The following is a 13,897-nucleotide window of genomic DNA, read 5'->3' on the forward strand; positions in this document are numbered from 1 at the left end:
TTTCTAGTTACCCTAACGTTATCGTGACTAGAGCGATATTGTTTGATTAACGAATATTTGCACTGGCTTACCAACATCGATCACAAATACTTCTTCTCTACCGCTTAACTGTTGAGAACGGGCGACATTTGAGCTTTTGATATTGTCGAGAACGCTATTAAATGCACCCTCTCCAAAAGCGGCAGATAAATCTTTTTGCTCGTTGGTAGTGGAGCTAGTAGAGAAGCCATTAGAGTTGCTGCTGATTTGAGTTGTGGGGCGGTTTTGTACTTCGGCCGCCTTGGCAACTCCCGCAACAATCGCTCCTATAAAATCGTTACCCAGGTTGCTACCTTTACGGGACTGCGCTTTTAGAAAACCACCATCAGAAGCCATAATCAGAACAGCGTTTGGTGGGAGTTGCTTTTCTTGCGTATCACCATTGGAATTGACCAATACTGAAACACCGCGCAGCTTGGCAAAGCCCGAACCATTCGACTCTGCTAGTTGAACAACCAGATAAGCACCCACTCTTAGCACATCCCTACCATCTGAGGCTTTTAAGGGTTTTGTTAGTTTCACCAAGTAATTCTGGTTGCCAGCGTCACCAGTACCCCAAGCGATCGGCGTTTCTAGCCTACCCTCTGCGGTGCTGCCAACGAGTACGCGAAGAGCGTTGTAATTAATGCTAGTGTTCTGTCCAACTTGTGTAGCTCCTCCCGTACCTCCTTCAATTCCATTAGTCTTGATGGGTTTCTCGTCAAGTGACTCATCGCCTGAACTCCTGAAACTGCCAGCGTTTGCAGCGAGAAGCCATTGCTGAGTGGGGTCTTGGGTGGGGGCGTTGCTTGCAGCCGTTGGGAACGCCAAAGGAGATTGTCTACTCGGCTGGGTAATTTTGGGCTGGGGCTGGGGAATAGATACTCTAGCCTGGGGGAAAGTGAAGGGCGCTGTCGGCTGACTGGCGACTGGGTAAGAACGTTGTCGGCGCTGCACTGGTTGCATCGGAGGGGTAACGGGTGCGATTGGGGCTGGGGCTAAGGTTGCGCTAGGGGTAGGCGTTGGGCTAGGCAAGCGATCGCGAATCTTCTTTAACTCGTAATTTTGGCTAGTCAGAGCAAGCGCTGTTTTATCCTTGCCCGTCTCATTTTCCGGCTCTGCTAGGGGCGTTTGCTCTTCTGTAGGCGGTTGCACAATGTCCTTAGAAAACTTCAGCATATTCATTGAGTTGCCTAGCATTGCCCCAATGAGCGCCACGAAGATAAAACAAATTAGGGCAATAACGCCCATTTTTAAGAGTGGAGATTGCGAGACTGTTCGAGCAGTAACAATTTCTTCTGGGGCGGGATTCTGTTCTGCTTGAATTGAATCATTAGCGTGAGAAGTTTTAGCACCGTTCATCGCGGCAAAATCTTGCTCTTCTATCTCAATAGTTGCCTCTGGCAAAGCTGATTGGGTGTTCTTTTTCATAAATCTAAATCTTGGATTTTGTAAATTTCCAGCCCCGCTTTACGAACCCTTGAGGCAGTTTCTTGAACATCGGACGCAAATCTAGGCAGGGCAGCCGTATCAATTGCCCGGACAAATACAGTTTTGTTAAAAGCGATGGGCTTGCCGACTAAATTACTACCTTGAAAAACAACAATCTCTGCAACCATATCTACTTTCCATTGCCCATCCTTAATCCGAGTTGGCTGACTGATTAGGCTGACTTTTAGGATTGATTGCGTAGACCCATTAAAGACATCGGGCGGCGTAAGATTACTTATCTCCTCAAGGAATGGTGCGCGAAAATCTTCTGATAGAGCAAAGCCCCAAGCCCATGTGCTAGTAGTAATCTTGGCTTTTGATGTTGCTACCCCAGCATCTAATTTTAATTGTTTAGTGGGGTCTGGATTGTAATCATCAGTTGACTTTGGTAGAGCATTCCAACTCAAAAGACCTGTCATTGTCTGCCCGACAAAACGTGTAATAGCTTGGGGTGAGCGATCCTCACTGCCTATAGGAATAACTCTGATAGATTCGCCGTCATGTAACTCCACAAGGGTGGAAGCTTTCGTTTTAGAAATTGTTGCTATCCGAGCAAAATTGACAATTTCTATGAATAATAAAAGCGTTAATAAAACAGCATTGACTATTAAGAAAATTGGGGTAAAATTTAGCTCTTTTCTCTCTAATAATTTCATCTCCTTAACCCCACCGAAAATTTAACCCCACTAGTGAAAGCTGAAAATACAGCCATTCCGCCACCAGTGCCTATGGCTACTGCAAGCAATGGCGAGAAAATGGCTTGTAAAAGTTGCAATAATAAAGGATTGCTAGAAGGCTTGGAGACTATCGCGCTGGCAATAATGCCTACTGTTATCGAGTACGAAATGAGAACCAATGTTAGTCCTAGCCAGCCAGACAACCAAGCATAGATAGGCTTGCTTTGGAAAGGCAGTAAAGATAGAACTAGGAAGACAGGGGCGACGAATGCAATCATTAAGAAGGACAGTTGGACGATATATTGAAAAGCTGCTGATAGCCCACTGAGAATTACATAAACAAAGCCTTGGATTGCACTATTGATTAGTTCACCGCTAAGGTCTAATGGATTCCAGCTTCCGCCCCCAAAACCCGCGCCAGTCTTTTTTCTAGCCTCTTGCGCGTCTTCTCGCGTCTTCTCTATGGCAGTTTTGATGCAAGCTTGCTTACGGCTTAATTCTTCACCTTCCTTCTTTTCGTTGTTGAGCTTTTCGCACTTAGCTAAGGCTATCTGCGCGGCTAAAACAAAGCTTTGGTCAGCGTTTACATTCCGTATGGCATCTCTCAAATTGACCCCATTTCTGGTAATATTTAAAATGCTCCTGTTTAGTCCGGTCGATACGTTTTTTAATGCGACTGTTGTATTGGCGAGAAGGAACCCATTATTACTAAGCATTACAATTACTAGCAACGGTAAAACCATCTCAGAGATAAAATCATAACCAAACCCTTCTTCTGCAAACTTCCTGTACCAGCCGAACGAGGCAAAGCCAATCATCACAACAGCAGCGAGGGTAGAAACGGCGACAACAGCTGTATAAATTGGGCTTGTTCCAGATGCTAATTCCAGCCAATCATTCTCAAACGATTTATAGATTAGGTCTGCGCCTTCGATAGCGCCTTCGACTATTTCGCCTGAGTTCGTAGTCCCCGTATTTTCCCCGGCTTGCTGCCCTGTAGTTTGAGCAAAAAGAATAGTTAAGAGCGCTATCATCTCAGTTACCGTAACATTATGTTGACTTGATTATTGATTCTTCCAGAAAGAATCAGTGACGGCGGCAGATTGGATGATTTGCCGAGTAGCGGCGTTAGATTCCTGATCCTTCACCGCAGCTTGCTCATCCATGCGGCTAGAAATATCAGCAAGGTTGATATTGGCAGCAGCTAAAGAACGGGATTGTTTTTGCGCTTCTGAGTGAATTGATTTAGCAATTACAACGCTTTGCAAGTTTTGAATTGCGACCTTTTTAAGGATGTCTTGGGTGATAACATCCTGTTGGGCGGCAGCAGCATTTTCGCTTGATTGAGCAGTGGCATCATTAGTTATTGCTGCCTCCTGCGATTGCACTCTTTGACCTTCAGCGCCAAGTACTGATTCTGATTGTCCGCGTGTATATTGCTGGTTCCATTCCTTGATGGCATTGTCTGCTTGAATACGAGGGTCTAATATCAGTAAATCTCCTTCTTGCTTCTGAATCACTTTCTCAATATTCTTACCAGCTTTTAGGGGATCGGGAATTCCTAAATCTCCAACACTAGATTCAATTGCCTGGGTTAATTCAGCTTCAAGTTTACCTAACGACTTAGTAAATTCTTTCTGATAATTACTAACGTAAGTCTGCAAACTGCTATAGATTTGTTGAAATTGAGTCAAAAAAGATTGGTTTTGACTAGCTTGAGCGTTTGCCCTGAGGCTAGAAAAGGATATCAAAACCACTATGCCTGAGATTGCGATCGATCGCTTGAAACCTTTCATACAAATCAGCCATTTCTATTACAAAGGGTTCTTTGGTACAGGGAGAAGAAACAAGAGCTTGTTTTTTTTGTAAATCAAAGGAAAGAACTGAAACCATTAATGTTTTTGGTGATTCTTCTTTGTTTAACAGGCTAGTAAAAAAAGTATCTTCAAAAGGCAAAGCATTAGGAGGAAGGGTAGAAGCAGGGGAGCGAAGAAGCAAAACGTAATCTCCGATGTCGGCTGGATTAGAGTCGATGCCGGGTTGCTTTAATCCTCGTATGCGATTATTTTGATACTTCAATGCTCTTAGACTAGGACTGCCCTTGACGGCATCTTCGCCCAATTCTATATACACGCCACAGTCGTTCTTCGCTTCGCTAATAAGTTTTTCGTATTGAGCTTGTTTATATTGCCATATTTGAAAACCTCCTATTGACACGACACCTACTAGAATTGCCAGCAGCAACTTATTTTGAATGACTGACGATAGAACCTTCATAATGGTTTACCCTGCTTAACGCACTCGACATAATATTTAAAAAATTCTGCCACCCAGGTGAACTTGTCGCTGTGAATTTTCTTGAATTTATCTCGCGTGGCTTGTTCTTCTCTGCTATTGGCAACCAATGCCAGCAGGGGATATGAGGGATAATAGCGACAGCGCACATACTTGTTGTTGTAGTCGAGCAACCACAACGTATATAGCTGCTGAATATTAGGGACAAAGCTTTCGTTTTTATCGATAATTTCTCTAGGGATGCCCAGCAACTCAGAGAAACTATTAGCCGCGCCTGGGACAATACGCCCAATCAACCGCAATGGCATATTTTGTAATATTTGTTCTCCCGCCTCCGATTTAGCAATAGAAATGACATCCTGTGCCGCCAGAAACACCCGACAGCCTTGCTTTCGAGCCGTAGCGCATTTACGACCTGCAAGCCGTGATAATGCAGAAAATCCTAGCAATACGCTAGCCTCATCCATGAAAAATACACTATTGGGCGAGGAGAGGGATTGACGGGACGCGGCGATATATGCACTCATCCCGAACACTTCTGCATCTTTTCCTGATTGCAGATTAGTCAGAGCAAAGGTAATCAACTGGCTATCTGCTTGGAAGGTTGAAGGCTTGCAGATAGCGCTACCAATGCTACTAGCCTGCCAGTACTGTAACCGCAAGCGGATGTAATTTAACGCTTTTTCTACATTGTCGTCCTGATAGCCTAAATAAATGTACGCAAGCGAGAAGAATTTCTCCATATCTGCCAATGTCGGGGTATCCGCCCACTCTGGGGTGTTTATCCCTGCTTTTCGCGCTAATTCAAATCGCTCCTTGATGTCGGCATCTTCGTAAAAGGCTTTTGTACCTAAAGGGATTACAGATTCTATAGTTTGTGATAACAACCCATCAAACTTTTGCGTTCCTAAAACTAATTGAAGTACGATTAAATTAATATCATTTCGATGGGCTTTTGTCCTTTCCTCCCACTGCGACTCAGGAATCTTTGATAGGTCTAGCGGTTGTACAAGATTGTTTGATTCCTTTGAGATATCAAAGTAAAATCCATTAAAGTAGGGCGTGAAGTCTCCAAAAGTTCCTGAACCATCATCATTTGGCAGGTCAATCATTAATACTGACATTCCCAACGCCAAGCATTGATAAATAATAGAGGCAATTATTACCGATTTCCCACTCCCGGTAGTGCCGATTACCATCATGTTTTTCGGCTTTGACAAATCGATATAGACTGACGATTGACCCTCATCAGCTACTAATTCAAAGCCTTGTTTATCACCGTGCGCTGTTTGCACGGCTGGCGTTAAACCAATCACCTCACTAGCAAAAAATGTAGCGCGTCTGTTGAAAGGAAAAGTCAGCTGTGGTCGCTGCCTTAACAGCAAAGTATCAAGCCAGATTGACCATGTATATTGCATTTCTCTAATCAACTCAGCAGGTTGATTGATGTAACCGGAAATCAACCGACAAGCGTCGTCGATTTCTTCTGGAGAGTTGCGATAAACAAGGATTATGACAGCTACATTTTCCGGCACATCGCCTGTATAAAGTTGTTTTTGAGCATCAATAGAACGCTCTGTGTTAATCTGCGCTCCTACATCAATGGTCTTTTTACTGGCACTAACCTCGGCATTTCTTGAACGTCTCGTAATCAATTGTTGGGTAAGCCTAACCATTTTCTGATCGGCTGGGCTAATCTCTGTAATTATTTCGACATCATAAATAACCTCGCGTGAGAATACGTCCCATAAAAAGCGTACTTGCTGATAGGTTGAAGCAAATACCTCTGGTTTTTGAGCAAGCGTCATTACGCCGATATACTTCTTTTTGTCAGTACTTTGATGGGGCAAACATACCCAGCGCCTGTCCGCGTAGGGTATACCGTTATTTAAAAGTACTGAGGTTGCGTGTAGCTGGTCGTTGTATCTCTCTGGTTTAGGCGCGGCTTCGTTAAATTCCTCTTTTAATTCGCTAGTGTCATAAACTAAGGCATGAGGCACTTTTGTCGGCTTTGCACCCATTCTAGAAACTAAATCACTCCACAATTGCTTGTCTGATTTTGGCGAGGGGAACAAGCCCATCTCAGATAGTATTTGTTGATGACGCAAAGAGACAATTATCGCTTTTTCAAGAACTTGAATTAAGTTTTGAAGAGTGAGTTCGGTCGCTCCTGTTGGGGTGAATTTGCGCTGTAAAAAGTTTGCCAGCTTAACTATCGCTCTATCTACCGCGTCACCACCTTCGGTTCCTCCTGGGCGGACAGTGAAAGTCGTGTAAATACTGAGCTTGATATCCTTACGCTGATGGTTACGTGTGAGTTCCTGCATTCGGGCAACTTGCCCCCAATCAAGAAACTCACTCTCAGGAGATACAGGGCTAGCTAGCCTCTGGCGATAGCTTTCAATCACTTTGTCTTCATCGCAAAACGAAGACCAACGAAAGGTGAATTTCTCACCCTCGGAGAACTCCTTACAGCCGTTCTCAAAAGCCTTGGCAATTCCCTCTAGTCTCTCTGATGAATTAAACAGTGGGTGAAAGCCAGTACATTCATATCCGAATACTAATTGCAGGGTGTTGTTAGTATCGCTTACTTGTTTTTTGCTCAACAAGTAAGCTCCAATTTGATAGTTCCCCTTTTTGAGTTTTACTAAAGTTGCTAAGTCTAAAAAGTCTTCAAAGGGTACTATTTTTTGATTACGAATGCTGCTTTTTACCATAGTTTAGGCATCCCCTTTGAACCCGCCCTTTTTTTGTTTTGGGGCGAAGAATATCTGACATAGCCACGAGTGAAAACTGGAACGCTTGGGAACACTCTTGACCAGAACAAGTAAGGACGCTTCCCAGATAAAACTATCACCGTAGCACTCAACCAAACCCCAGCCAGCAGTCCCCAAACTATTCCCGCCCCAAACATAATCGCTATGATGAAGCCCACGCCAAACATAAACAAGGCGACTGCAAACTGAAAGCCAGTAAAAATACCGATTGTTGCATTTTGACCAAGTGACTGATTCACCCGTTTCATGGGCGATTTATTGTACTCGCTCATCACTAACAAGCGGCTGTAACACCGTTAAATAAGATACTTTGAGCAATCCAAAGCACCAGGATTATGAAAAACACGCCTACGGGTTGTTGAACCATCTGCGTTACTTCCTGCCCTTCACCAATGCCGTTGGCAACCTTGAGTCCAGAAGCCACAAAGTATACAAACAAAAGCACTGTGATGGTTGCATTTATAACTGCCGGAAGTGCTTTAATGGCCGTAGTTGCCGCTGCCGCACCACCCCCACCAATACCTCCAGCGCCGCCGAACATACAAGTCATTGCTGTCTGAGCCGAATCGAATAAGCCCCACCCATAAGAGGGCATCGACTGCATGACAATGATTGTCGCCGTACCGGCAGCGTTTATGTGATGCTGATACTTGCGCCCAATCGCCGCAAGCGCCTTAGCAAGAACTTGAGATTGTGTTCTTCCTACAGAATTATTAGATGCCAAGTGAATTTCTCCTTATAAACATAAAAATTACTTTTTCGAGCCTCTTTGAAGAAATTCATTCTCTATGTCAGCTAAAGTATGCTCTCTAGCTAGTGAGCGAATTTCTTGAAGGGGAGCAATATGATACTTGTATAGCTTGCTCATGCCATTCAGACCACCTGTTTTTTTGTTGGTGAATTTCTTGAACTCTGGCAAGTATTTCCGAGCGATATTCAAATATGCTTGTAGTTGTCTTGCAGAAACCTTTGGCTTTAACATCGCCGCAACTTCTGGTCTTGTTAGTTCTTCATTTTGCCAAGTATTCCCCCCTATCCCCATGATTCTGAGAACTTCTTGCAACTTCTGACTATACATAAAATACCCCGCCTTTTTCGTGGCGGGGGAGTGTCATTTTAAAAAATATTAGCGGTCATAAAAAACTGGTTAAAGATAAGAATTGAGCGCTTTTCCTTCCCGTTCCCACTTTTCATCTAAAAGACGACAAGCTACGCGAACAACATTCTGAGGATTCCGTTTATGTTCTCCTGGCATATTCCAGTTTCGGGTAGTGTATTCACTTTCGTACCCCAAAACCAGGGCAAGCTCCCGATAACTTAATTTCCACTTTTTCTTAAACTCTATTGGGTGCATAGTATTTATTTGATACTTGCATAAGGAACTTATTTAATATTTATAACATAATTAGTTAGTCAATTCTTTATAATTTCCTTTGGAGAGATATATCAAGTTTTATATTTGCTTATCTTAATATTTTTATAAAAAATCTTAGCTGTTATAGGGTTTATCCAATTTATCTATAATATAAATATTCTTTTTTAAGCAATTATTTTTATGTCCAACACAGATGCTAATTTTCAGCAGCTATTTCAGCTTACAAGTCAAGTTAATAAAGATAACGAAAATTCCACGCTATTAGTCAATCGCCTAACTCCTACTGATAACCAAATCAAAGACTGGCTACAATCACCACAAATCAAACAGTGGCTTACAAAACTACTAATGGGCATACCGAATAATCTCAAAATAGAAGCGATAAATACCATCATCAAAAATGTTATACAAAACCCAGACAAAGACTGTCGAGTACAATTCGGTAGTTCAACTATTGGAGTTGATGTTTTGCGGTGGCAAATCTGGGCATCCTATAAATTACCTTACGCCAGTGGAATCAAAACTCCTGATTGCCCCTACACTTTGAAAAAACATTTGGATACTCCCGACTAACTTCCTAGATGACATAATTACGTATTTTCGTTAATTTCCCACACAATCCCCTTGGTTGAGCGGCATCGCAATTTGCCGACCAATGGTCGGCAAAAACTTAATTATGATTCTCAAAAACTAATTCTTTATATGAGCCAAGATCGAGAGTGTTAAAAGGAGCGGGAATTTGCAGACCACCATCCCAAACGATATCTGTGCCTTCCCTTATGCCCTCTGTATAACTGTATCTTTGTAATCTAAAACACTTTAATTTACGCAATTTTAATTACTGTAGGCACCGCTATACAGTAAAACTTTCTGCATTATACTCATCTAGGTAAATAGGCTAAATGAACCTACAATAAACTTATTTTTTACCTAGATAAGTATCATGATACAGCACAGGAATTTCATTCCATGTTAAACTTCTATTTTTAACTGTGTAATTTACGACATCATAAACTAACTCGCAATCACCTAAAGTTCCTTCGCCCATCAGGGAGCATCTTGGCGTTCGTAAATAGAATTCGATAAAGTAAAATGGCACATCAAGTTGGGATAATCTCTTTTAGTCGTAAATATTTTTACCCCTGACCAAGATGCCAGCGCCTTTAAAAGTTGACCTGTCACCAATAGAAGATCAAGCTCTACTAGCACTCACTCAAGCAAAAGGTATACCACCAAGAACTCAAAGTCGTGCCACTGTACTACGCTTATCAGCCGCTGGATGGACAGTGCTAAAGATCGCACAATACTTAAAATGGCATCCACAGACTGTACGCGACACAATTCATCGCTGGTACTGGGGCAAACTCGATAGTTTGTGGGATTGTTCGCGTCCGGGTCGCCGTCGCCGATGGCATAATCCAAATATCAAGTCTCTGCTTCAATTCAAAATATCTTTATTTAGCTATCAACTTATTTTTATTTTATTTTCTTACATCTATTTAATGCTATTTCTCCACAGTCATGGCGTTTCTACTACTTATGCAGTCAAAGTTTACAGGCAGTACAAGGATGAAGCACTCGCTACTCTCACCAGCAATCCCTACCAGTTAGCTGCTGACATCTACGGTATTGGTTTTCTGAGAACTGATAAAATTGCCTTTTATTTAGGAGTTGCGCCTGATAGTCAGTTCCGTTACCGTGCTGGTTTAATTCATGTTTTGAACGAAGCTGCTGCCGATGGGCATTGTTATTTACCCCAGCCAAAACTCATTGAGAATGTTATCAAACTGCTGACTACAGCAGATCACACACCTGAAGAAGATGCCATCGCTGATATTATCAAAGACATGGCACTCAAGGATGACTTAATCCGCGAGAAAAGCTCAGACCAAACGCTACTATGTTATCTACCAACGTACTTTCACACCGAACAGAACCTTGCTCAATTAATACAATCTAGATTTTGCCAACCAGTTGCACAAGATATGCCTCGTGTTCGCGCCTGGATTGAGCGCTTCACCAAGAGTCATAAAATCAAACTTTCACCACAGCAACGGCTAGCGGTAGAAATGGCTGCATATTCAAAGGTAATGATTCTTACTGGTGGCCCCGGTTGCGGTAAAACTTTCACCATCCAGACCATAGTCTCTCTGTGGAAAGCAATGGGCAAATCTATCGCCTTAGCTGCGCCAACTGGACGCGCTGCTCAACGCCTGAGTGAAATCACACAACTCGAAGCCAAGACGATACACTGCTTGTTGGAATTTGACCCAAAGACAATGGGCTTCTTACGCGATAATCAAAACCCTTTACCCCATACCGCAATTGTCGCGCTAGAAGCTAGTATGCTTGATTTGTTTCTGGCATCTTCTTTGGTAAAGGCGATACAATACGGTTCCCAACTACTGCTAGTGGGTGACATTGACCAGTTACCCTCTGTCGGTCCTGGTCAAGTCCTTGCTGACTTGATTAATTCTGGTCACGTTCCGGTGGTGCGGTTGACCAAGGTATTTAGGCAAGCCCAACAGAGCGCAATTATCACCGTTGCTCACCAAATTAACCGAAGCCAGTTTCCCACTATTGAACCGATTTCCGATAATCCCGTGTCTGAGTGTCTGTGGCACGGCGGCGGTCATCACCCCAAACATGGTCTTAAAGCAATATCCGAAATCATTACAGACTTGATTCCCCGCCTGGGTTACAATCGAGCTACTGATGTGCAAGTGCTTTGCCCCACCTCGCGCGGTTTGCTTGGGACTCGTAACCTCAATACCGTATTGCAGCAGTTGATTAATCCGCCCAGTCCCGACAAAGTAGAGATTACCAAGGGCGGGAATTTATTACGAGAAGGCGATCGGATCATTCAACTGACTAATGATTATAATCACGAAATTTTTAATGGCGACTTCGGAATTATCAAGGTCATTGATCTTGAAGAGATGGAAGTTACTGTACAGTATGGTAAGCATACTGTCGTTAGAACCAGAGCAGACTTAAATCAAATTGCCCTCGCCTGGAGCTTCACCATTCATCAAAGCCAGGTTTCAGAATATCCGGTAGTAATTCTGCCAATTTATACGCAGCCTTATATGATGTTGTCTCGTAAACAGTTGTACACAGCATTAACTTGTGCCAAGCAGTTAGCGATTGTCGTTGGTTCCAAGAAAGCGATATCCAAGGCTTTGCGTTCTAGTGACGGCCAACTGCGATATACGCGATTACAGCAGCGGTTGGAAAGCGCTTTTTTGCACCCGACGATTGCAATTTAGAAATGTTCAACTTAACAATTTCACCCGCCTTGCGGTTGTTGCTCTCAATCAAGAGGGAGAAATCTGGTAGCTAGTAGTTCGCTTTCGTGACGAAAGCGGGGTAAAGGGGAAGGGGAAATGGGTAAAGGGTTTAAATCCCTTACCCTTTCCCCAGTCCTCATTTAACATTTTCTAGCGTGGCAAAACTAGCTAGAGCAAAAGCTTAAACGTAGTAAATTCGTTATTATTGAAAAATTTGGTTTACCTATTTACGCCTATTTCAATCATTAAAAATCTACTCTAGCAAGTTTTACCACTCGAGAACATTTTTGGGTTGGCAGACTACTAGCTGTGCTTTCGCCCCGTGTCTGGTAAGCGACGGCGGGGCATTTCATTACTGGTAAGTGCCTTGGCAATTCTTGAGAAACTACTTCTCTAGCTCCCGTTTGCGGTTCTAGAAAAAAAGTGTCTTAAACACAAAACAATCAAACCATTCTCAAAAAATAAACTAAAAATGACTCTATAGTTTTATGGCGTGATAGCCCTGAAGAAGCAGTACACTGCGGTGTAAATAAACTCCCTATTCCGATTGGTACTGAAGCAACATAAGTAGGGAAGAATTTTGTACAAGTTCTTTAAAATAAGCACCTTTGTCCATTTTTTTAACCAAAAACTACATTTGTAGTATTTATATGTCACATTTGGAGGACGCTCTTTGACCTCTTATATCATTTATTAACTATAAAGTCATTTTTAGTTTATTTTTTTCACCTACTTTTAGGTTTTTCAAAATAAATACCCTGCTGAACAATTGCATAGCAGTATTGTGTTTGTCACGCTCCTCAGTATTAGAGGTGTACTATACGCAAAAATCGATAAATTTTCAGTCGCTTTAGGGTGACTTGAAATGCCCATTTTAAAGGACAATAAAAATCAGACACTATAAAACCAGACGAAACTATGATTGTGTCTGATTATTAAGGGAGTAATAAAAATGACGCTCTCTCTTGTCCACATAACAGCCCATAGAAAGGCGATCACTTCCTTGCCAGTAGCGCAGGCGGAGGCGAAGTTGATTGCGCTGTGGTTGGAGGGAAAAGCGTCGTCTTCTATTCGGGCTTACCAGCGATACACTAGGCGATTTCTGGATTTTCTGGACAAACCGCTCAAAAAAGTGACTTATGAAGACTTGGTAGAATACGCTAGTTCTTTTGGGGGCAATGCCGAAAGCACAAAGCGGATATACATAGCTTGTGCCAAAAGCTTGATTAGTTTCGCTCATAAAATTGGATATCTCCCTTTTAATGTGGGTATGGCACTAAAACTCGGTGAATTACCAGATGTAATCAACGAACGCTATCTCGATGAAGCTGATATTAAATTGTTGGTACGGGCAGCCAGTAGGCATTTAGCTGATGCGAAAACTCCCAAACGACAGTACACAGCCCTACGTAATTTGTTAATTATCAAACTCTTGTATCAAGCAGGGTTGCGGGCAAGTGAAATCTGTGATCTGACTTGGGGAGATTTGACACCCCGTGGTGAGAGTGGTCAAGTGTACGTGCGAAAAGCCAAAGGCAGTAAAAATCGGACAATTCTCATCAAGCAGAAACTCTGGACGGAATTAATGGAGTTCAAAGCTTCGGCTCACTCCAATCAAGCAGTGTTTCCAAGTCAAAAGGGGGGACACCTCGACCGTCAAAACTTGCACCCGATTGTTAAAGCGATCGCACAAGAAGCTGGATTAAGCGAACTAGTTTCTGCTCACTGGTTACGTCATGCCCACGGTTCTCATGCCATTGAGCGCGGGACTAATCCTGTATTGGTGAAAGAAACTTTGGGTCATGCCAATTTAGCCATCACCGATCGATATCTCAAAGCTAGACCTAATGACAGTAGCGCTTTAAACTTGATGGATCTTTGACCGTTTAATGAAATGTTTTGACATTTTGCATGACTTGTGAAGGTGCAGCCCAAATTGGAACCAGTGGCATCAATTGCTACCGGAAACGAAAC

The 13,897-nt window shown here is 42.8% G+C and carries 13 protein-coding genes; 3 read left to right on the plus strand and 10 right to left on the minus strand.

The genetic code is table 11. From position 1 onward, the window contains the following. Nucleotides 1–27 precede the first annotated feature (27 nt). The 10 genes from ACFFRD_RS03770 to ACFFRD_RS03815 form a co-directional block, all read right to left on the minus strand. Nucleotides 28–1,449 (minus strand): hypothetical protein, encoded by a 1,422-nt coding sequence (locus tag ACFFRD_RS03770; protein WP_392476389.1) that lies wholly within the window; start codon nt 1,447–1,449, stop codon nt 28–30. Continuing rightward, the gene (locus ACFFRD_RS03775) at nt 1,446–2,165 is read right to left on the minus strand and encodes a hypothetical protein (RefSeq protein WP_392476391.1); all 720 of its coding nucleotides are present in this window, start codon (nt 2,163–2,165) and stop codon (nt 1,446–1,448) included. Before ACFFRD_RS03775 ends, ACFFRD_RS03770 begins: the two co-directional genes overlap by 4 nt. Continuing rightward, nucleotides 2,162–3,220, minus strand: a complete 1,059-nt coding sequence (locus ACFFRD_RS03780; protein ID WP_392476393.1) for a hypothetical protein — start codon at nt 3,218–3,220, stop codon at nt 2,162–2,164. Before ACFFRD_RS03780 ends, ACFFRD_RS03775 begins: the two co-directional genes overlap by 4 nt. Nucleotides 3,221–3,250: 30 nt before the next feature. Beyond that, on the minus strand, nt 3,251–3,982 hold the full coding sequence (locus tag ACFFRD_RS03785) for a hypothetical protein (RefSeq protein ID WP_392476395.1): 732 nt from the start codon (nt 3,980–3,982) through the stop codon (nt 3,251–3,253). Further along, nucleotides 3,921–4,463, minus strand: a complete 543-nt coding sequence (locus ACFFRD_RS03790; RefSeq protein WP_392476397.1) for a hypothetical protein — start codon at nt 4,461–4,463, stop codon at nt 3,921–3,923. The genes ACFFRD_RS03785 and ACFFRD_RS03790 overlap by 62 nt, the downstream gene beginning before the upstream one ends. Continuing rightward, complete coding sequence (locus ACFFRD_RS03795) at nt 4,460–7,198, minus strand: helicase HerA domain-containing protein (RefSeq protein ID WP_392476398.1); 2,739 nt, start codon at nt 7,196–7,198, stop codon at nt 4,460–4,462. Before ACFFRD_RS03795 ends, ACFFRD_RS03790 begins: the two co-directional genes overlap by 4 nt. After that, entirely contained in the window at nt 7,192–7,530 is a 339-nt protein-coding gene (locus ACFFRD_RS03800; RefSeq protein WP_163934752.1) for a hypothetical protein, read from the minus strand. Before ACFFRD_RS03800 ends, ACFFRD_RS03795 begins: the two co-directional genes overlap by 7 nt. A gap of 2 nt (nt 7,531–7,532) precedes the next feature. After that, nucleotides 7,533–7,862 (minus strand): hypothetical protein, encoded by a 330-nt coding sequence (locus ACFFRD_RS03805; protein ID WP_243458553.1) that lies wholly within the window; start codon nt 7,860–7,862, stop codon nt 7,533–7,535. Nucleotides 7,863–8,009: 147 nt separating this feature from the next. Continuing rightward, the gene (locus tag ACFFRD_RS03810) at nt 8,010–8,336 is read right to left on the minus strand and encodes a hypothetical protein (protein WP_069074334.1); all 327 of its coding nucleotides are present in this window, start codon (nt 8,334–8,336) and stop codon (nt 8,010–8,012) included. A gap of 69 nt (nt 8,337–8,405) precedes the next feature. Continuing rightward, entirely contained in the window at nt 8,406–8,612 is a 207-nt protein-coding gene (locus ACFFRD_RS03815) for a hypothetical protein (RefSeq protein WP_012412959.1), read from the minus strand. A 201-nt stretch (nt 8,613–8,813) separates the two neighbouring features. On the opposite strand from ACFFRD_RS03815, the gene ACFFRD_RS03820 reads away from it, so the two are divergent. The 3 genes from ACFFRD_RS03820 to ACFFRD_RS03830 all read left to right on the plus strand — a co-directional run bounded on the left by ACFFRD_RS03820 (nt 8,814) and on the right by ACFFRD_RS03830 (nt 13,805). Continuing rightward, nucleotides 8,814–9,206: a hypothetical protein gene (locus ACFFRD_RS03820; protein ID WP_392476400.1), complete on the plus strand. Its 393-nt coding sequence runs from the start codon at nt 8,814–8,816 to the stop codon at nt 9,204–9,206. Nucleotides 9,207–9,784: 578 nt separating this feature from the next. Beyond that, nucleotides 9,785–11,902 carry an AAA family ATPase gene (locus ACFFRD_RS03825; protein ID WP_392476402.1) on the plus strand — a complete coding sequence of 706 codons (2,118 nt, stop codon included), beginning with the start codon at nt 9,785–9,787 and terminating at the stop codon, nt 11,900–11,902. 973 nt (nt 11,903–12,875) lie between these two features. After that, the gene (locus ACFFRD_RS03830; protein ID WP_392476404.1) at nt 12,876–13,805 is read left to right on the plus strand and encodes a tyrosine-type recombinase/integrase; all 930 of its coding nucleotides are present in this window, start codon (nt 12,876–12,878) and stop codon (nt 13,803–13,805) included. The last annotated feature ends 92 nt before the right edge of the window (nt 13,806–13,897 follow it).

It is taken from the genome of Nostoc sp. C110 (assembly GCF_043099725.1).
Lineage (GTDB): Bacteria > Cyanobacteriota > Cyanobacteriia > Cyanobacteriales > Nostocaceae > Nostoc > Nostoc muscorum_A.

Excerpts from the sequence above, each read along its gene's own strand:
- ACFFRD_RS03770 (WP_392476389.1), bottom strand. The coding sequence starts at position 1,449 with ATGAAAAAGAACACCCAATCAGCTTTGCCAGAGGCAACTATTGAGATA.
- ACFFRD_RS03775 (WP_392476391.1), bottom strand. The coding sequence starts at position 2,165 with ATGAAATTATTAGAGAGAAAAGAGCTAAATTTTACCCCAATTTTCTTA.
- ACFFRD_RS03780 (WP_392476393.1), bottom strand. The coding sequence starts at position 3,220 with ATGATAGCGCTCTTAACTATTCTTTTTGCTCAAACTACAGGGCAGCAA.
- ACFFRD_RS03785 (WP_392476395.1), bottom strand. The coding sequence starts at position 3,982 with ATGAAAGGTTTCAAGCGATCGATCGCAATCTCAGGCATAGTGGTTTTG.
- ACFFRD_RS03790 (WP_392476397.1), bottom strand. The coding sequence starts at position 4,463 with ATGAAGGTTCTATCGTCAGTCATTCAAAATAAGTTGCTGCTGGCAATT.
- ACFFRD_RS03795 (WP_392476398.1), bottom strand. The coding sequence starts at position 7,198 with ATGGTAAAAAGCAGCATTCGTAATCAAAAAATAGTACCCTTTGAAGAC.
- ACFFRD_RS03800 (WP_163934752.1), bottom strand. The coding sequence starts at position 7,530 with ATGAGCGAGTACAATAAATCGCCCATGAAACGGGTGAATCAGTCACTT.
- ACFFRD_RS03805 (WP_243458553.1), bottom strand. The coding sequence starts at position 7,862 with ATGCAGTCGATGCCCTCTTATGGGTGGGGCTTATTCGATTCGGCTCAG.
- ACFFRD_RS03810 (WP_069074334.1), bottom strand. The coding sequence starts at position 8,336 with ATGTATAGTCAGAAGTTGCAAGAAGTTCTCAGAATCATGGGGATAGGG.
- ACFFRD_RS03815 (WP_012412959.1), bottom strand. The coding sequence starts at position 8,612 with ATGCACCCAATAGAGTTTAAGAAAAAGTGGAAATTAAGTTATCGGGAG.
- ACFFRD_RS03820 (WP_392476400.1), top strand. The coding sequence starts at position 8,814 with ATGTCCAACACAGATGCTAATTTTCAGCAGCTATTTCAGCTTACAAGT.
- ACFFRD_RS03825 (WP_392476402.1), top strand. The coding sequence starts at position 9,785 with ATGCCAGCGCCTTTAAAAGTTGACCTGTCACCAATAGAAGATCAAGCT.
- ACFFRD_RS03830 (WP_392476404.1), top strand. The coding sequence starts at position 12,876 with ATGACGCTCTCTCTTGTCCACATAACAGCCCATAGAAAGGCGATCACT.